Source organism: Halorubrum salsamenti (assembly GCF_007671685.1).
GTDB lineage: Archaea > Halobacteriota > Halobacteria > Halobacteriales > Haloferacaceae > Halorubrum > Halorubrum salsamenti.
In genome coordinates this window covers 1-18298 of the sequence record NZ_VCNL01000008.1, presented here as the reverse complement: position 1 = coordinate 18298, position 18298 = coordinate 1, and the positions used below count along the sequence as shown (strand labels likewise).

Below are 18298 nucleotides of genomic sequence, written 5' to 3'. Positions count from 1 at the left end.
GACGAGTTCATCAGTTCGCTCGGGCGAGGCTTCTCCGAAATCATTGAAGAAACGGCACAACGATCCGAAACTCAGTATAGGTTATAACACCCCGCTATTAGTATCACTATGTCGACTCTCATCTCGCGATTCTTTCGACAACTTACCTGTTATGAGCTGGATATCGCAACCGGTCTTAGATCCGAACCATCAGGAGCATTCCCGAAGAACAATTGGACCCCATATTCCGCCCAACATATTTAATAGAACAATGCGAGACAATTCAGCGTCATCTGAGGACACACCGGCGTTACAAGATGTCCTCGATGCGTTGGACGATCCTGAGTGTCGATCCATTCTCCGCGAAACCATTGAACCTATGACTGCAAACGAATTGAGCGATGTCTGTGACATCCCCAAGTCGACGTTGTATCGCAAATTAGAACTTCTCAGCTCCGCTGCTCTCGTACGAAAGTGGGATACGATCAATCCCGGTGGCGGACGTGTCACTCACTACGAGCGGTCATTCAATGACGTAATGATTTCCCTGGATGACACGGGTGAGTTTTCGGTGAATATCGAGCGGCTATCACAGTCTACCGACGAGCGACTTGCTGACATCTGGACAATGATGGGGGACGAAATATGAAGGAAGTTGTACCCGCAATTGCGATAGTTAAGTTTGTAATCCTGATTCTCGGGGGTGGAATTACTTATATCGCGTTCAAAGCTTATCGGCGAACTGGTGAGAATTCTCTCCGCGTTCTGGGTATCGGATTTGGTGTCCTCACGCTCGGAGCACTGTTGACAGGTGTAGCTAATCAGTTCTTCTCTGTCTCATTGGCATATGTTGTCCTCATAAATAGTATGTTCGTCGCTTTCGCACTCGCGATTATTATGTATTCTTTGTATATTCAGAAATAGCTCTGATCTTGCCGAGAGCGAATGTACGGTCGAGAAAGCAGTCACGGCGGGTGAATCACCTTCCAGCCCTGAAGCGAGTGGGCGACAATCTCGTCGGCGGAGCGGTCGTCACAAACGGGGCTGCTGTGTTCACGGTGAGTGACAGTGTATCCAGCAGAGTTGACGGCTCATCACGTGGGTCTGAGGTCACCAGAGTGGAGACCACGGCATCCAGCGATGGGTCGATCGATCCGGGTCGTCCGGTCTTTCAGTCGTCGTGGGCGGAGCGGTATTGCTGGCGGCTGGTCGCTCGTGATGGGGGCTGGCGTCTCGATCGCCGTCCTGACGGCGTTGTCAGTGTCTTGATCGGGTGTCCATGGGTACTCGAGTTCGCGACACCATTCTCCGTCGCAACGAGTATCGAGGAAACAGTGATCCGCGGTATCATCGTGTTCGACGAAATCGTCTTCGAGTGTCTCCGAAACGGCGACGTTGTCGTCGGCGAATCACAATTGGGTAGAGATGACACGCTCACGCAGCTGAGCAACCGTGATACGAAGATCATCGTTCTGATCGGCGATGACGAGGATGCCACTGGCTTTCTTGACATCTACCTGCCGTCGACAACGTGCTTGAAGGAGTTCCGCCTACGGTAAATACGACCGTCGCGGTAGCAAAAGCAACCAGACATAGGCTGGTGATTGCAACTAGTTCTACGGAGGTATACCTGCCCAACACGCGATTCTGTGAAGCTAGTCGTGTAGTGGGCAGATATGAGGTCGGCCTATAGAGGGTCGAAGCGGGTTGGAGATGCTCCATCGAGGATTTGAACCTCGGTCCTCGGCGTGAGATACCGAGATGATTGGCCGAGCTACACCAACGGAGCATATTGATCTCACTGGCGAATCCAGTTAAGCCTAATCACTTTACGAAACAGAATTCGACATCCGTAGACGACTCATGGTGTCTACATAACGAGTCCGTGGTCACTCCGACTTTGCGAGTTCGGTACGTCAAATGAGGTCGGTGTCCTACGTATTGGGTATCCTCCTTTGCCTCTTACGCTCTTCGGAAGTAGATTGTTGGTCAGGTAGAGCTGTCGCTGTGGAAGCGTAGCGGGCAAGGGTGACGCGAACGCGTCACCCGAACGCAATGTTCCCATTTGAATTGCTGAGTTCAGAGGCGAGCGCCGCGAGGGCCTCTGTTGCCCCCGCTGCCGGTCTGAGTCAGTGATCAAACACGGCAGCTATCGAGAGTATCAACGGTATCTCTGTAAGGATTGCGACCGCACGTTCAACGACAAGACTGGCACGATCTTCGCGCACGCGAAGATCGGCCTCGACAAGCTCTTGTTCGCGTTCTACTCGTTCCTCCGATTCAACACGAGTATCCGCCAGTTAGATGCTGAAATTGACGTTTCGTATCGTTCACTTCGCCGGCGCGTCGAGCAGTTCGCCAGAACGCTCGACGCGCCAGACATCTCTCTCGTTGGCCCGGTCGAGATTGACGAGTTCTACGTCTCTTCCGGCTTGAAAGGCCGCGAGCGCGACCGCTGGTCGCGCTCTCGCGGCCTCTCTCGACGCGGACGCGGAACGTATGATCAAGACAAACCACCCGTGTTCGTCCTCGTGGATCGCGGCAGCGGTCAGCGATACGTCATTCCGGCGAAATCCGCCGACGAAGCGACGGTGCGACTCCTTCTCGGCAACCACGAGAAGGAGTCGCTGACCGTGTATACTGACGGATTTCGGGCCTACGATCCACTCGACGATGACGAGAACTTCCACCGAGAAGCAGTAATTCACGATGACGGCGAGTACGCTGATGGAGACGCGCACGTGAACACGTGCGAGAGCCACGCGTCGCTGGCGCGACGGTGGCTCTCGCCGCATCGAGGCGTCTCAAAGGACAAACTGACAGCGTATCTCAGACCGCTCCAGCTTCGGCGACGAATCCTCCATAAACCGGGTCGAGAGGCACTGAAAGAGATTGTCCAAGCAGTTCTCTGACTCACCAACAATCTACGTCACAAGAGCGTAGTGCCATTCTCACTACTGCTCGTTGGTCCTGGCGAAGAATTCTTATTCCGAGGGCTTATCCAGGGAACACTACGACAAACCTTCCGGCCAGGGAGTGCAGTCGTTATTGCGAGTGCGATCTTCGCTGTGAGTCACACGACAGCTCTCAGTGGTGATGGCCAACTCACCTACATGGCCGTCGTGTTCGTTCTCGCACTCGTCCTCGGCGCCACCTACGAATATGCGGAGAACCTCGTAACCCCAGCTGTGATCCATGGTGTGTATAATGCCGTATTGCTCTCCGCCCTCTACTTGCAGGTAACGTGAAGTGCTCAGAGAAACCGTGAGTCCCACGCCGTCATCGCTTACTGATGCTCTGGCACCTGTGCATATTCGTTCGATTCACTAGCCATGTCGATAGTCGCGTGGTCAACGTCGAATTCGTCGTGAAGAACGTCGACAGCCTGTGTTTTGAGTTTCTCCCGCTCCTCGAGTGACTGGACATCGTCTTTCAGATGCATCGACGCGACGCGGATCGTACTCGATAACTGCCAAACGTGTACATCATCGACTGCCACGACGCCCTCGAGTTGTTTTAACCGGGTTTCGACTTCGTCGACGGAAACCGGACTCCGCTGGAAGAATATTTTGCCGCTCTCACGGAGTAGTTTCACAGCCGACCAGATAATGATGACCGCGATCAACACTGCCGTGATTGGGTCAGCGAGTGTCGATCCAGTGAACTCAACAACGAGCATCGAAACGATGACAGCGACGGACGCGCCGGTATCCCCGATAAGATGGTAGTACGCACCCTTCTCGTTGAGGTTCATTTCGCCGCCCTGTAAGTAGTACACGGACGCGAAGTTCACGACCAGTCCGCCCGTAGCGAGTCCTGCTGTCATCAACGGATCGATCTCGACGGGTTTGAGGAATCGCTGATAGGACTCCCAGACGAGGTATCCCACCATCGGAACGAGGAGGACACCGTTCAGAAACGCAGTGAACGGCTCGACACGGTCCAGTCCGTATGACCAGTACTCGCCTGGTTCAGTACGTCGTGAGACGTAGGCGGCACCGAAGGCGAGAACGTACGCGAGCGCGTCGAACAGCATGTGGAAGGCGTCGCCGATCAGGGCTACGGAACCGAAGAGGAGACCACCAGCAAGTTCGATCACGAAGCCGACGAGGTTGATCAGGGCGACCACGCCCAATTTCCGGATGCTCCGTTCGCCACTATCATGGCCGTGTCCGCTGTCGTGGCTCTGAGTAGTTCCCAAACGAAATCACCTACATTGTGATTCTTAATCTAGTAGATTAAACACACAGGTTTGGGTTCTGCCGTACGAAGGAAACACTCCAGTGCATCATCTGTAGAAGGAGAAGAGCCTGGAGGACGGATATGAAAGACTAGATCCTTGGACAGAGAACACCTCGTCACAGTAACTATTCCGTTATCAACCTGGATTTCGTACGTCAACGGAGGATTACCCTGATATCTTAATAATTCTATCCGTTGTGGCTCTCCGCTAACTCGATGTGACCTGCCGATTGTGGACCGTGTTGAGTGTTGATGAATCACCGAACGCTACGTCAATTATTACCCGATCTCATCCCATCGACGGACAAGTGCGATCCCGAAGATGAAGACGATCGCCCCCACACCGAGCTGTCGCCCGACCGTGCCGAACTCCACGTTCTGGAGCGCGACAAACCCTCTGATAGCCATGATCGCCGTCACCAGACAGACGAGCACAAGAACGACACGCCGGGTATCCATACGGCGGCGTTATCGGTCGACATAATAAACGGTTCGCCGCTTCCCGGCGAGAAGGAGGTGCGGATATGTTTAACATGATATGTTCTTTAGAATCGGCTGTTAGCCACTCCTTCAGCCATGGTCGATCCACTTATCGCTAGCCGGCTCCAGTTCGCCCTCACCACAATCGTCCATATCATCTTTCCGGTGATGAGCATGGGGTTAGCCCCGTTTCTTATCTATTTTACATGGAAGGACATTCGAACTGGCGAGCCGGTGTACGAACAGTTGCGTCGCTTCTGGACCAAGATCTTCGCCATCTCCTTTGTTGTCGGCACCGTTACTGGAATCGTCCTCGAATTCGAGTTCGGGACGAACTTCGCGGCGTTTTCGATTGCCGCCGGCGAACTGTTTGGTGGCCCGCTAGCCGTTGAGGGGATGATGGCGTTCATGCTAGAGGCGACGTTCCTCGGGATCTTCGTTTTCGGCCGTGAGCGCGTCGATGACACGCTCTACTTCATTTCAAGCGTCGCTGTCGGTCTTGGCACGTGGCTCTCAGCCGTGTGGATTCTCATCGCGAACTCATGGATGCAAACCCCGCGTGGCTATGAACTAGTCACCGAGGGCGGCCAGACGGTCGTTAAGCTCGTCGATCCGCTTGCAGCGTATTTTAACCCCCGATTCGGCTACATGTTTGTCCACATGCAGAACGCGGCCGTCGAATCGGTCGCGCTCTTCATGGCCGGCATCGCCGCCTACTACGTGTTCAAACACCACGTTCGTGGGATCGATGTCGACAACGTGAATTTCTGGGAGATGACCCTGAAGATCGCCCTCGTCGCTCTGCTGATCACGGCCCCGTTTCAAGTCTATCAGGGCGACATGTACGCCCGCTCGGTCGCCGAAACCCAACCGCAGAAGTTTGCCGCAATGGAGGCCGTCTGGGAGACCGACTCCTACGTGCCTGAGTATCTTATCGCCGTCCCGACGAACCTCGATTCGATCACCGACCCACGGGCGAAGGAACTGTTCGGCATCGGGATACCCGGTGGCGCGTCGTGGCTCGCCAGCGGGGGTGATCCGACCGCCGAGATACGTGGATTGAACACCTTTGAGAGCCAGGCGCCGCCGGTCGCCATCGTCTTCTGGGCTTTCCGTGCGATGGTCGGTCTGGGATTTTGGTTCATCCTGTTATCGTTCTGGGGTGGCTACCGATGGTACAAGGGCCAGCTACTGAATGATGGTCTGTTACACAAGGCACTGATGGGCTCGTCACTGCTGGGCATCCTCGCGGTCGAACTCGGCTGGATCGTCACCGAGGTCGGCAGACAGCCGTGGGTCATTCAGGATGTGATGAAGACCAGTGAAGCGGTCTCACCCGGGTTAACGGGAACTGAAGCGACGATCTCACTCGTTGGCTTCGCCGTGGTGTACCTTGCGTTGCTCGGGCTGTATACCTACGTTATCACTCGGGTCATCCGCAACGGCCCGCCCGGTCGCGAACAGCTTCGCGAGCGTCCCGACCGCACACCTATGCTAGACACGTCGGCCGCGGGAGGTACCGACGATGACTGACGTGCCGACGGTCATGGGGAGGTCGACGCAGATTGATACTGCTAGCGGACAGCCGAGAGGTATCATCAATGATTAGCGTCGAGTCGCTCAGTGCTGGACCGCTGTTCGGCCTCCCGCTCTCTGAGATGTGGTTCGGTCTCATCTTCACGCTGCTAGCGACGTTCCTGTTTCTCGATGGGTTCGATTTCGGGGCAGGGGCGATTTACGGTCTGCTCAACACCGACCGGGAACATGAGGCTGTCCTCGCTGCCGTCGGTCCGTTCTGGGACGGCAACGAGGTCTGGCTGGTCGTCTTTGGCGGCACACTCTTTGCCGCCTTTCCCGCGGCCTACGCGAACCTGTTCAGCCGGCACTACCTGCTGATGTTCGGGATTTTGGGTGCGCTCATCCTTCGTGGGCTGGCGCCTGAGATGTACGAACAGCGTCATGACGAGCGCTGGCAGCGGGCGTGGAGTGTCGCCTTCGTTGCTGGGAGCGTCCTCGCGCCGTTCCTGCTCGGTGTCTTCGCCGGCAACTGGCTCGTCGGCAACGAGAGCTCCGTCTCGCTCATCGGCGTCGTCGTCGGCTTCACGCTGACGCTGCTGACGGTCGTCTCCGGGGCGGCGTTCCTCCGGCTGAAAGCGCCACTCGATCTGCCCGAGCGGGTGTCGACGTACGGTCAGTTCGCGGTCGTCGGCTACTTGGTGGCGGTGGTGGCAACGCTAGCGATCCTCGCCGTGCGACTGCCCAGTGGGCTGTTGACACTGCTACATCCGGCCATCGTCGTGTTAGTGGTGACTTCGATCGGCCTCACCGCGGGATACATCGTCGCCATGCGGCGCGGTGAGAGTCTACTGGCACTCGGGGCGGCAGCGGTCCTCACGTACGGGCTGATCGCCGTTGTGGGGATTATTATGTATCCTGCCATCGACCCAGCAACTGGAGCAACGATCAGCGAAACCATTGTCTCGACGCTCCCGCTGAATCTGATGTCAATAGCCGCCGCACTGTTGTTGCCGCTGGTGGCAAGCTACTTTGTCGTGCTCTACTCGGCGTTCAGTGGTCCCATATCCCCCGAGGAGGCTTACTGACAGTGGTCGACGCCAACGTTCCTGACGACGGGGAAGGGCTCACCGTCGCGTCGGACGAGCAATCGATTGATGCCGACCGAACGTGGCTATTGTCGCGCATTCTGCTGACGTGGGCTGAGCTCATCGTTGTTGGACTCGGTGGCGCGGCCCTCGGTGGAACGGTTTCCGGACCACCCGGATTGATCGTCTATCTGGGAACCGTCCTCGCCTCGGTCAGCGTGCTCCTGTACAACGTCGATCAGATGATACAGCAGCGGCTCACGCTTGTCAAAACGAACTAAGAGAAATGTGTCGGAAGGGCGTTACTCCGGGTTGGATCCCGATGGCGATAGATTGCCGATCAATCCTTGTTCTCGGAGCCCGATGCCGAGGAGGACAACCGCATTCGGCAGAAACAGGAGTGCACCGAGTGCCGCCACCGTGTCTTCGGTCTGGACGCCGTAGGTAACGGCGAGCCCAGCGATGACGAACCCCGAGACGCCGAGGAAGTACATCCGATACTCATAGACCCTCGCAAGCGCCTGTTTGAGTAACGTCATGGTTATATTCCTGTATATGAATTCAGATCATATATACAAACGGATCTCTGACGTCGATCTCATTTTCTCCCAGAAGCAGAGTCCGTAATTAGGAACGATGGGAACTACCGATAGTGGATGAGCATATATCAGATAGACTACTGTTAGTGTAGGCACCAATGAGTAGGTTCGAATCAAGTCTCCGAGTGCGTCCCTTGGCTGGCTGTAAATCATCCGCTTTTATTATTCTACACTACAGAATTTAATAAGAATTGTTAATATTGGGGGGTATTATAGCAGCCAGGTTAATAAGTTTGAGAGCATTCGTTTCACATAATGACATCACCACCAGAAGAAGGTGGTCACGACCACGAACACGACCATGACACTAACGGACAGGACACTGATAGCGTATCCTCGACCTCGTCAAATCGGGACGATGTTGCCCAGTTCTCGGTGCCCGAGATGGATTGCCCATCTTGTGCGGGGAAGGTGAAAAATAGTGTCAGAAAACTTGATGGTATTACCACTGTTGACCCACAGGTGACGACTGGAACACTCTCTGTTTCTTATGAGAGAAGCCAAACATCTCCGGACGAAATCGCCGACCGCGTCAAAAAAGCGGGCTATACGGTTGAGTACCAGGGCGAGACAACCGCGGCGTTCACTGTCCCCGAAATGGACTGTCCATCCTGTGCGGGAAAAATTGAGAACGCCCTTGATGATCTCCCGGGGCTCTCGAGTTACGAGACACAACCGACTACTGGGAAAGTAGTGACGACCTACGATGACGACTCCACTTCGCCATCGAAGATCACTGATGCGATCGAGAGTGCTGGCTACGAAGTGACCGACTCGACTGCGAACGACGCAAACACTGCCGAGAGTTCGACTGACGAACGGGAGAACGTTTGGACAAGTTCGCGGGCGATAAAAACGTGGATTAGCGGGGGGCTCGTCGCACTTGGGCTCCTCTTTGAGTTCTTCCTTACGGGCCAGAACGTCCTTGTGGCCGAGCTCGTCGGGCGCGAGTTACTTGTCGCCGACATCCTGTTCCTCGGCGCGGTTGGGATCGCTGGCCAGATCATTTTCCGCAACGGCTACTACTCTGCGTTGAACCGGAATCTCGACATCGACCTGTTGATGAGTATTGCCATCAGCGGCGCCATCATCGCCAGCCTCGTCTTCGGGGAAGCGCTCTACTTTGAGGCCGCCACACTCACGTTCCTGTTCAGTATTGCAGAGCTGCTTGAACGCTATTCGATGGATCGCGCCCGGAACTCACTCCAAGAGTTGATGGATCTATCGCCGGACGAGGCGACCGTAAAACGCGATGGCGAAGAGGTAACCGTTCCTGTCGATAACGTGGCTGTCGGCGATGTCGTCGTCGTGCGTCCGGGTGAAAAAATCCCGATGGACGGCGAGGTTCTTGACGGAGAGAGTGCTGTCAACCAGGCCCCCATCACAGGCGAGAGCGTGCCAGTGGACAAGACACCGGGTGACGAGGTGTACGCTGGCACAATCAACGAACAGGGCTATCTCGAAATCGAGGTCACCTCCGAAGCGGGCGATAACACACTCTCGCGCATCGTCCAGATGGTCGAAGACGCACAGTCCAACAAAACCGAACGCGAGCAGTTCGTCGAGCGGTTCTCATCATACTACACCCCCGTCGTCGTCGGCTTTGCGGTCCTGGTTGCAGTTGTCCCGCCGCTCCTATTCGGGGCATCGTGGCCGACGTTCATCGTCTACGGCCTCACGCTGCTTGTGCTTGCATGTCCCTGTGCGTTCGTTATTTCCACACCCGTCTCGGTGGTGTCGGGGATCACCAGCGCCGCGAAGAATGGTGTCCTCATCAAGGGCGGCAACCATCTCGAGGCGATGGGCGCGGTGGACGCCATTGCAATGGACAAGACCGGCACGATCACCAAAGGCGAACTCACCGTCACCGACGTCGTCCCGTTGAACGACAACAGTGAGGACGATGTTCTCCGCTGTGCCCGCGGGCTGGAATCACGGTCGGAACACCCCATCGGCGATGCAATCATCGAATTCGCCGAGGAGAGTGATATCGGAGCGCCGACAGTCGATGATTTCGATAGTATCACCGGGAAAGGCGTCGAAGCCTCTCTCGACGGCAAGAAACACTACGCAGGGAAACCGGGATTCTTCGAGGAACTCGGGTTCAATCTCGAACACGTCCACGCGACGACCGACGGCGGTGTCGTCACGACGAAGAGTCAGCAGATGTGTGAGCGCAACAACTGTCTCGACCTTCTTGAGGGGACGGTCCCCGAACTCCAATCACAAGGGAAGACTGTCGTCTTAGTCGGGACTGAGGACGAGATTGAGGGCGTGATCGCCGTGGCCGACGAGATTCGACCCGGAGCGAAGGCAGCGATCCAGCGGCTCCACGATCTCGGCGTTGAGCACATCGTTATGCTTACCGGTGACAACGAACGTACGGCCCGGGCGATTGCCGAGGAGGTCGGCGTCGACGAGTTCCGCGCAGAACTCCTGCCCGACGAGAAGGTCGAGGCGATCAAAGAGCTCGACGAACAGTACGACGGGGTCGCTATGATCGGCGACGGCGTTAACGACGCACCCGCGCTTGCGACGGCGACCGTGGGTATTGCGATGGGTGCCGCTGGAACGGATACTGCTCTCGAAACAGCAGACATCGCACTGATGAGCGACGACCTATCGAAGCTACCGTACCTCTACGAACTCTCGCACGACGCGAACAGCGTCATCCGGCAGAACATCTGGACGAGTCTGGGTGCGAAAGGACTCCTCGCACTCGGTGTGCCCTTCGGACTCGTCCCGATCTGGGCAGCTGTCCTTATCGGCGATGCTGGTATGACTCTTGGTGTCACCGGCAACGCGATGCGGCTCTCCAGAATCAAGCCAGATTCGTTACTGAACGAGTAATTAGCTTTATTGGTTATTAACATTCACCAGTTGGGGGGATGAAGCGCAGGTTTGGCGTCGTCGAGCGGTAAGCAACCGAATATTCGTCGAGCTCTGCCGCCTCTGCCGCGGCAGCTATAGCCGTCTCCCTATCTCCGATCCCGTCAGCCAAGCTGTTCTCGACGGCGGCAGCACCAGAGTAGACCTTCGCGTTGCTCAGATCAGTTCGAGACAGTGAGAGCCGAGAGCCACGCTCTGCGTACACGCTATCGATGAACGAGCGCTTGAGCGTCTCTACTTAGGCCCGGATGTCGTCACTAGTGAGGCCACCGACTTTATCAGGACCGATCGCCATAGGCAAGGGTACTCCGTCAGGTTGGGGGACTAGCGCGCGTACGCCGACGCTCCCGACGAGGCTTCCAGGTGTCACGTAGATCTCGTCGCTCGGCAGCACCGTGTAGTAACCTCCCGAGGCTGCGATGCTGCGGACGCTGGTAATGACTGGCTTCACGCGGGCAAGTCGCTTGACCGCCCGGTACTGTGATTCGCTTGCCGCGACGGCCCACCGCCGCTGTTGATGGGCAACACGACTGGATCAATCGAGCTGTTCTGCCGGACTGTACGTAGTTCGTGAGTCACATCGTCCGCGGAATTGCCGCTGATCGGCCCTTCAATCGTTACCACTGCGACGGTCCCACGATCGTCGTCCTCAAACAACGCCAATGAGGCTGTCGGACCGACCGCAGCACCGATCAGAAGAGCGGCAACAATAATAACTGTGTACGAGGTCAACAGCGTCTCGACTCGTTGATCAATCGGATTCGCCACGAGTTTAGATATCGAGTCACACAAGTAAAAAAACCGTGGCAACTCCAGAAATATGGGATTTGATAGATTCTATGTACGTTGCACTAGGAGACTGGCGCAGGGTTAAGGATCGATGGTGCCGATCACAGATCTCCGGCTAACGTCCAATATTAATCCCGTAGACGGTGGCAATACTGAAAATAGTCTTCACATCGTTGGCAAGCAGGAAACGATTACGGCTGTGGTCACCGATAAGGTCGTGGCAGCAATGCGATCATACATCCCGGATCGTGGGTGATTGGGAGGATCTCAGTCACTTTTCGTCGCCGCTTCTGGCTGTTCGACCGCGGGCTCACGCGGGAGATCGAGAGTGGCTTGGAGGTCATGATCCTCACCTGTGAGCAAGTAGAGTATATCCTCTAGGATGGTCAACGGTTCCGGGAGCTCGCGGACGACGAGGTAGGTGATCGCCATGAGCGCGACGACCGCCCCGAGTTGGCTGATGATGCGGTCGGAGATCAGAAACGACATCCGATGAGGGTCGGTTTCGCCGAACACAAACAGGATCGCCTCCGAGAACCAGTCCATCAACTGATTGCCGGTGACGATCGAAATGAAGGCGGTTCGAAACACGTTGATGCTTCTGATTACCGTGTTGGCCTTGGGGCTCGGTTCGGGCACGCGGGACATGCTCCGCGTGACCTTTGATATTTAAGCAGAAGATCGGTGTTCAGTCGTTCGATTGTAATGAATCACTCTTCAGTTACGGCCAATATGACGATTGGTGCGACTCGATTGGCGTCGTTTGTATGCCAACCAGTACGAGATCAGAAGCGTCACGACGAGGATCACGAGCTTCGCTTGCAGATGAGTGCATACTTCCGGAGGAGGCGGCCGGCTCGAAGGACTGCACCGCCGGGCAGATTGCCGACCGATTCGTGGTATCGTTCGAGCGAGTGGAGGAGGCGTAGGATCCTTGTCTCGGCTGCGACATCAGTGACGGCGCTTTCGTCGTTCTGTTCGTATCGACTGGGATACAAACCGTTTAGGGACGGTAGGAAAAGTATCCGAGTAGGGATACCCATGTACACAGAGACGGTGGATCCTAAACCCGTCGGAGGTGTGTGGGTGACTGACACCGACGACGCAGACGAGCCCGTCACGAACGCTACCGGTGACGCCGGCTCGGATCCGCGATTGACGATCGTCGTCCCCGTCGAGCCGTTGCCGACCCTCCGTGCGACAGTCGTGCACATCGTGGAGGCTGTCGTCGAAGGAAGTGAAGCCGACGGCGACGTCCCCCGTCGCGCCCGTGAGGGCACGCCGCGTCCCTCGCTGGTTCTCTATCGGGTGCCGCCCGCGTTACTGGCGATGTTCCTCGTCGCGGTCGCGCTCGGCTTCGGCGGCTACGCGCTGTTCAAGTGGTTCGACCCGGTCCTCATGGAGGTGTTCGCATGACTGACGTACCCATAACCGATCTACGCCCCCTACTGGCCGTCCTCGTCTCGTTCGTCGCGGCGTTCTTCATCGCCGCGTCGCACCGCTCCCCGAACGTCCGCGAGGGGTGGACGATCGCGGCGGCGGTCACGAAGTTCGCGATCGTCGCCTCGATGCTGCCGGCGGTCCTCGACGGCGCGGTGTTCGAGTGGTCGCTCGGCGCGTTCCTGCCCGGCGGCATCGAGTTCGTCCTGCGCGCCGACGCGCTCGGGATGCTATTCGCGTTCCTCGCGAGCGGGCTGTGGATCGTCACCTCCTTCTACAGCATCGGCTACATGCGCGGGAACGACGAGGTGAACCAGACCCGGTACTTCGCCGCGTTCGCGGTGTCGCTGTCGGCGACGATGGGGATCGCGTTCGCGGGCAACCTCGTGACGATCTTCGTCTTCTACGAGCTCCTCTCGATCGCGACGTACCCGCTCGTCGCCCACGACGAGACCGACGAGGCCCGCGCGGCCGGCCGGAAGTACCTCGCGTACACGATGTTCGGCGGCGGCGTGCTCGTCCTCGCCGGGACCGCCCTCGTCTACCTCATCGCCGGCAACGTCTCGTTCACGGCCGGCGGCATCGAGGAACTGGCGAACGCCGACCCCGGCCTCGCGATGCTCGCCTTCTTCCTGCTCGCGATCGGGTTCGGCGTGAAGGCCGGGATCATGCCGCTCCACCAGTGGCTCCCCGAGGCGATGGTCGCACCGACGCCCGTTTCCGGGCTGCTGCATGCGGTCGCGGTCGTCAAGTCCGGGGCGTTCGGCGTCTCGCGGGTCGTCCTCGACGTGTTCGGCCCAGAACTCGTCTTCGACCTCTCGCTCCCGTTCGGCTTCTCGGCCGGACTCGTCCTCTCGACCATCGGAGCGATCACGCTGACGGCGGCCTCGATCATCGCCCTGCGGAAGGACCACCTGAAACAGCGGCTCGCCTACTCGACGGTGAGCCAGCTGAGCTACATCATCCTCGGACTCGGCCTGTACGGCTGGTACGGGCTCGTCGGCGCGCTGCTGCACATCCCGGCGCACGCGTTCATGAAGCTCACCCTGTTCTTCTGTGCCGGGAACCTCCACGTCTCGACGCACACCGATTACATCTCCGAGATGGCGGGGATCGGCAAGCGGATGCCCCTGACGATGGGGGCCTTTACGGTCGCCTCGCTCGGGATGGCCGGAATCCCGCTGCTGGCCGGGTTCGTCAGCAAGTACTACATGCTGATCGGCGGGATTCGGATGGGCGCTCGGCTGACCCCGGTCGCCTACTACCTCGTCGGCGCGCTGCTGCTCTCCGGCGTGCTCAACATCGCGTACTTCTGGCCGGTGATCTACACGGCCTTCTTCGAGGCGGAGGACGCCCACGACGCGAAGCCGCTCGTCGACTTCCGGATGGGCGGCGAGACGCGGTCGACGCTGCCGGCGACCGATGGGGGCCGTCCGAAGGATGCCGACGACGACGTTGACGCTTGTAACGACGACGACCCCGACGTCGACGAGGTCGTCGAGAGTGCCGAGGGCGACTCGGCAATCGATGCCGAGGGAGCGGAGTCCACGGGCGACGACGCCGATGTCCCGGACGACTCGGACATCCCCGACGCGGAGATGGACGACCTCCCGACCGACGAAGACGGCGTGGTATGCCCGGACTTCGACACGAGCGACCGGGACTTCTCCGAGCCCGCAGAGCGCGTCGACACCGGCGATTACGCGGTCGACCAGCGCCCCTCCGACGCCGACGTTCCGTTTGGCGTGGGGCGCGGCGACGGCGATGACGGAGGCGATGAGACAGGGCATGATGCCCACGACACGAGCCATGACGATCACGCAGACCACGACAACCACGGCCACGCGGGCGGGCCGCCCGCGAGCGACTGGGAGCACATCGCGGGGCTCGACGCCCTCTGCGGGGGCGAGTCCACGTGGTTCACACTCGGGCCGATCCTCACCGCGATGAGCCTCGCGGTGCTGCTCGGCGTGATACCCTACGAGATGGGCTTCCTGGAGCTGATCGAGCTCATCGTCGACACGCGACTCCCCGAGGGGATGATGCGGCCGTGAACCCGATTCTCACCTCGGTGCCTCCGTACGTGCTGCTCGCCTTCGCCGCCCTCGCCGTGCTCGCGCTCCCGCGCCGGTCCGGTCACGCAGTGGCCGCGCTGGCGACGGCGTTCACCTTCGCGCAGGCCGTCCTGCTCGGCGACGGCGGCGCGGGGACGTACCTCGCGACACAGTTCCTCGGCTTCGACGTGGTCTTCTTCAACGTCGATCAGTTCTCGCTTTTGATGGGGGTCGTCGTCGGCTTCCTCGCGACCGCGGCGGTGCTGTACGCGTACGGCACCGAGGCGCCCACGTGGGTGACTGCGTTCGCGCTCATCTACGTCGCCTCGACGATCGGGACGATCTACGCCGGCGACTGGCTCACCCTGATCTTCTTCTGGGAGCTGATGGCCGTCACCTCGACGCTGCTGGTGTGGCAGTACGGCGGGGAAGCGGTGCGGGCCGGCTACCGCTACGCGCTGTTCCACGGCATCGGCGGGACATTCTTCCTCGGCGCGGTCGTCGTCCACGGCGCGGCGATGCTCGGGAGCGTGCCGGCCGGCGAGATATTCCTGTTCTCGTCGACGACCGGGATCCACGCCTCCGCGACGCTACTCGCCGCGATCGGGATCGGCGTCAACTGCGGGTTCATCTTCCTGCACACGTGGCTGCCGGACACCTACCCGCGCCCGCACGTCGCGGCGTCGGTGTTCCTCTCGGTGTTCACGACGAAGACCGCGGTGTACGTGATGTACCGTGCGTTCCCGGAGGGCGGGATGTGGCTCGCGTATCTCGGCGGGTTCATGGCCGTCTACGGCGCGTTCTTCGCGCTGCTGCAGTACGATCCGCGTCGCCTGCTGTCGTACCACATCCAGGCGCAGGTCGGCTACATGCTCGCCGGACTCGGGCTCGCGACTGCTGTCGGCGAGTTCGCCGTCACCGGCGGGTTCGCGCACCTGTTCAACAACGTCCTCTACAAGAGCCTCCTGTTCATGGCAGTCGGTGTCGTCGTCTACCGTACCGGCGTCGAGGACATCAGGGACATGGGCGGACTCTGGCGGGAGATGCCGATCACCTTTCTCGTCTACCTCGTGGGTGCGGCCTCGATTACCGCCGTTCCGGGGTTCAACGGGTTCATTTCGAAGGGGATGGTGATCTCCTCCGCCCACGAGGTCCACAACTTCGAGCTGCTGTTCGGCCAAGGGCTGCTGTGGTGGCTGCTGATCCTCGGCGGCGTGGGGACGTTCATGTCGTTCATCAAGCTCGGCTACTATATGTTCTTTCACGGGTCGGCGACGCTATCGCCGAAAGACGCGACGCCGTTCCAGACGGCGGGGATGCTCCTGGCGGGCGGCGCCTGTGTCTTCTTCGGCACGCCGCTCACCTACGGTTACCTCGTCGAACTGATGCCGTTCACTGCCGCGGTCGCGCCGGAACTGCACCCGTACAGCGCGAGCCACCTGACGGAGAGCGCGGCGCTACTCGTGACCGGCTTCGTCGGCTTCTTCGCGCTGAAGCGCCCGCTCGGCTGGCTCGCCCACCATATGCGCGACGTCGACGCGGTGACGTACCCGGCCGCATTCTACCTGAGCCGGGGAACAGTCTGGGGCGTCACGGAGCTGTGGGCTGCCGTCGACCGCGTCGTGATGCGGCTGGTCGCCGGCGTCAAGCGGACCGCGACGCACCCGCGAGCGGCCGTCTCGGCGCTCGGCGCCGACGTCGAGATCCGGGCGGGCATCGGTCGGAGCGTCCTCTTCTTGACGCTCGCGGCTGGTGTCGCGCTGCTCGTGTTCCTGCTCGGGTAGCGAGAGAGTTGAGCCGCCGGTTCGTGCATCTCACTCGTCCTCTTCGACAATTCGCCGATCCTGTTCGCTGAGCGAGAGGAAGACGATCACGCTGATGAACGGAACCACGAATCCGAACATTTCGCCGCTCTCTGCGCTGGTGTAGCGCATGAACAAAACCGAGGTCATACTCACGCAGAAAACGCCGACGTAGACCAGCGAATTGGCATCGGTGGCGTCGTTGTCAGAGCACATACGTCCCGGAAATTCTCGTAGCTCGTCTTGTTCCGTGATCGGTTGTCGTAGATCCGCGTCACTTGCTGTAGCATACGGTCTTCCATACCGTATGCCGCATATCTAGTCTGTTTGAATTCTGACTGCCTGCCATCATCTTCTGGTAGGTGACTTTCGCCGCCACTGATACATATACTCGTGTCCTCCCTTCGTATATAGAGCGTGACTGTAATGGCCGCGAGTGGGTCAACAGTATTACTCGCAGCATGTTTCAACGAAGCCGATATAAGGGTTATTCGAATTTCAAATTGCAACTTTCGATATGGTATAAACTCGCCGGGCCTTACGGTGCGACGGTTGCGGTGTCACCGGCTTCCGGATCAAACGGGAGGTTGATGACGAGTTCGTCAAACCAGACGACCGGACGTTTACTCTGGCCGTCTTCTTCAAAGAAGATGATGCCCAACTGGGCGAGCCGACTGAGTTCCTCGTGGACGTTCTTCACGTCCCGGTTGACAACCCGTGCGGTCTCGTTGATGCTGGATGGCTCTTCCCGACGGATGGCTTCGATGAGATCGAGGACGCGCGGGGTCAGCGTCCCCATGTTCGAGCGGTGGGAAACCGTTTTTGACGCCCCGTTCTGCGTGTTGAGCGTGCTCGGATCGGCATGGTCGTGGTCATGCCTGTGACTAGGCTCGTGAGACCCCTCTTCGTGTTCAGGGGTATGATCTATTGATTCACCACTTCCTGTCGTGGGAATCGTCGTCAGGTGAGATCATCACTAGCCGCTACAAGTTTATTAACTCGGCTGCTATAAATCGCTCATTCACTACCAATGTTTAATATACATACAAAGTTGAACTCTGTGTTTCCCCCATCTCAAACGCAGACCTAGGTACGGTTTGCTCGATACTCACCGTGTTTGGTCCCGAGAAGAGGTGTAAGGACTCCGAACACGATGAGGCCGACACTCGCCATCATGACTATACTGGTGGTCATCGGATACATAATCGTCTCATCAATAATGATGGCGAGCAGGGCCACGAACGTGATCACCGTTTTCGTTGTATTGAATTCCTTCTCCAGTTTGTTACTCAAACTCAATCACAGGTTGTTTCCGATGTCTCGGCTGTCGACATTTTAGGACGGGTAGAGCGTGTCATAGAATCCAACTCATAGCATCTCACAGCCCGGTTCGTTTCCTCGCTCGTAGTTGGTGATTGCAA

Annotated in this window: 17 protein-coding genes, 1 tRNA gene and 3 pseudogenes; 12 read left to right on the top strand and 9 right to left on the bottom strand. The window is 58.4% G+C overall.

All coding sequences use genetic code 11. The features are described 5' to 3' along the window. Positions 1-250: 250 nt before the first annotated feature. The 3 genes from FGL94_RS16115 to FGL94_RS16105 all read left to right on the top strand — a co-directional run bounded on the left by FGL94_RS16115 (position 251) and on the right by FGL94_RS16105 (position 1538). On the top strand, positions 251-628 hold the full coding sequence (locus FGL94_RS16115; protein WP_080508281.1) for a winged helix-turn-helix domain-containing protein: 378 nt from the start codon (positions 251-253) through the stop codon (positions 626-628). Further along, positions 625-903 (top strand): DUF7521 family protein, encoded by a 279-nt coding sequence (locus tag FGL94_RS18680; RefSeq protein ID WP_080508282.1) that lies wholly within the window; start codon positions 625-627, stop codon positions 901-903. Before FGL94_RS16115 ends, FGL94_RS18680 begins: the two co-directional genes overlap by 4 nt. 77 nt (positions 904-980) lie before the next feature. Beyond that, positions 981-1538, top strand: a complete 558-nt coding sequence (locus tag FGL94_RS16105) for a hypothetical protein (RefSeq protein WP_125919944.1) — start codon at positions 981-983, stop codon at positions 1536-1538. Between the two features lie 155 nt (positions 1539-1693). On the opposite strand, the gene FGL94_RS16100 is transcribed toward FGL94_RS16105, so the two are convergent. Next, a tRNA-Glu gene (locus tag FGL94_RS16100) sits at positions 1694-1768 on the bottom strand. Between the two features lie 266 nt (positions 1769-2034). Here FGL94_RS16100 and FGL94_RS16095 point away from each other — a divergent pair. Together FGL94_RS16095 and FGL94_RS16090 are read left to right on the top strand one after the other, a co-directional pair. Then, positions 2035-2891: pseudogene (locus FGL94_RS16095) on the top strand (IS1595 family transposase). Between the two features lie 30 nt (positions 2892-2921). Then, positions 2922-3227, top strand: coding sequence for a CPBP family intramembrane glutamic endopeptidase (locus tag FGL94_RS16090; RefSeq protein ID WP_080508283.1), 306 nt, complete (start codon positions 2922-2924; stop codon positions 3225-3227). Positions 3228-3265: 38 nt separating this feature from the next. Here FGL94_RS16090 and FGL94_RS16085 read toward each other — a convergent pair whose 3' ends face one another. Next, a complete protein-coding gene (locus FGL94_RS16085; protein ID WP_280921423.1) occupies positions 3266-4114 on the bottom strand; it encodes a cation diffusion facilitator family transporter in 849 nt (282 codons plus the stop codon). Between the two features lie 386 nt (positions 4115-4500). Next, on the bottom strand, positions 4501-4680 hold the full coding sequence (locus tag FGL94_RS16080; RefSeq protein ID WP_058365068.1) for a hypothetical protein: 180 nt from the start codon (positions 4678-4680) through the stop codon (positions 4501-4503). Positions 4681-4797: 117 nt separating this feature from the next. Between FGL94_RS16080 and FGL94_RS16075 the strand changes: the two genes are divergently transcribed. The 3 genes from FGL94_RS16075 to FGL94_RS16065 all read left to right on the top strand — a co-directional run bounded on the left by FGL94_RS16075 (position 4798) and on the right by FGL94_RS16065 (position 7585). Further along, complete coding sequence (locus tag FGL94_RS16075; RefSeq protein WP_144800185.1) at positions 4798-6234, top strand: cytochrome ubiquinol oxidase subunit I; 1437 nt, start codon at positions 4798-4800, stop codon at positions 6232-6234. Between the two features lie 68 nt (positions 6235-6302). Then, on the top strand, positions 6303-7304 hold the full coding sequence (locus FGL94_RS16070) for a cytochrome d ubiquinol oxidase subunit II (protein WP_144800184.1): 1002 nt from the start codon (positions 6303-6305) through the stop codon (positions 7302-7304). Between the two features lie 2 nt (positions 7305-7306). Beyond that, the gene (locus tag FGL94_RS16065; protein WP_241659219.1) at positions 7307-7585 is read left to right on the top strand and encodes a hypothetical protein; all 279 of its coding nucleotides are present in this window, start codon (positions 7307-7309) and stop codon (positions 7583-7585) included. 21 nt (positions 7586-7606) lie between these two features. Here FGL94_RS16065 and FGL94_RS16060 read toward each other — a convergent pair whose 3' ends face one another. Beyond that, the gene (locus FGL94_RS16060) at positions 7607-7843 is read right to left on the bottom strand and encodes a hypothetical protein (RefSeq protein WP_058365397.1); all 237 of its coding nucleotides are present in this window, start codon (positions 7841-7843) and stop codon (positions 7607-7609) included. Between the two features lie 315 nt (positions 7844-8158). Between FGL94_RS16060 and FGL94_RS16055 the strand changes: the two genes are divergently transcribed. After that, positions 8159-10753: a heavy metal translocating P-type ATPase gene (locus FGL94_RS16055; RefSeq protein ID WP_058365396.1), complete on the top strand. Its 2595-nt coding sequence runs from the start codon at positions 8159-8161 to the stop codon at positions 10751-10753. Between the two features lie 16 nt (positions 10754-10769). Here FGL94_RS16055 and FGL94_RS18930 read toward each other — a convergent pair. Both FGL94_RS18930 and artA read right to left on the bottom strand, forming a co-directional pair. Continuing rightward, positions 10770-11243: pseudogene (locus FGL94_RS18930) on the bottom strand (S49 family peptidase). A 605-nt stretch (positions 11244-11848) separates the two neighbouring features. Continuing rightward, entirely contained in the window at positions 11849-12172 is a 324-nt protein-coding gene (gene artA, locus FGL94_RS16045) for an archaeosortase A (protein ID WP_241659218.1), read from the bottom strand. 495 nt (positions 12173-12667) lie between these two features. On the opposite strand from artA, the gene FGL94_RS16040 reads away from it, so the two are divergent. Genes FGL94_RS16040 through FGL94_RS16030 form a run of 3 tightly spaced genes read left to right on the top strand, consistent with a single transcriptional unit; the run spans position 12668 to position 16859 of the window. Continuing rightward, positions 12668-12997, top strand: coding sequence for a hypothetical protein (locus FGL94_RS16040; protein ID WP_058365394.1), 330 nt, complete (start codon positions 12668-12670; stop codon positions 12995-12997). Then, positions 12994-15075, top strand: coding sequence for a cation:proton antiporter (locus tag FGL94_RS16035; RefSeq protein WP_144800181.1), 2082 nt, complete (start codon positions 12994-12996; stop codon positions 15073-15075). The genes FGL94_RS16040 and FGL94_RS16035 overlap by 4 nt, the downstream gene beginning before the upstream one ends. Next, a complete protein-coding gene (locus FGL94_RS16030) occupies positions 15072-16859 on the top strand; it encodes a Na(+)/H(+) antiporter subunit D (protein WP_058365967.1) in 1788 nt (595 codons plus the stop codon). Before FGL94_RS16035 ends, FGL94_RS16030 begins: the two co-directional genes overlap by 4 nt. Positions 16860-16889: 30 nt before the next feature. Here the strand turns inward: FGL94_RS16030 and FGL94_RS16025 are convergent, their stop codons facing one another. The 3 genes and pseudogenes from FGL94_RS16025 to FGL94_RS19070 form a co-directional block, all read right to left on the bottom strand. Further along, complete coding sequence (locus tag FGL94_RS16025) at positions 16890-17093, bottom strand: hypothetical protein (RefSeq protein ID WP_058365968.1); 204 nt, start codon at positions 17091-17093, stop codon at positions 16890-16892. A 322-nt stretch (positions 17094-17415) separates the two neighbouring features. Further along, a pseudogene (locus tag FGL94_RS16020) lies at positions 17416-17676 on the bottom strand (HVO_A0114 family putative DNA-binding protein); the annotation flags it as partial. Between the two features lie 287 nt (positions 17677-17963). Then, positions 17964-18170 (bottom strand): DUF7333 family protein, encoded by a 207-nt coding sequence (locus tag FGL94_RS19070; RefSeq protein WP_449405033.1) that lies wholly within the window; start codon positions 18168-18170, stop codon positions 17964-17966. Positions 18171-18298: the final 128 nt, after the last annotated feature.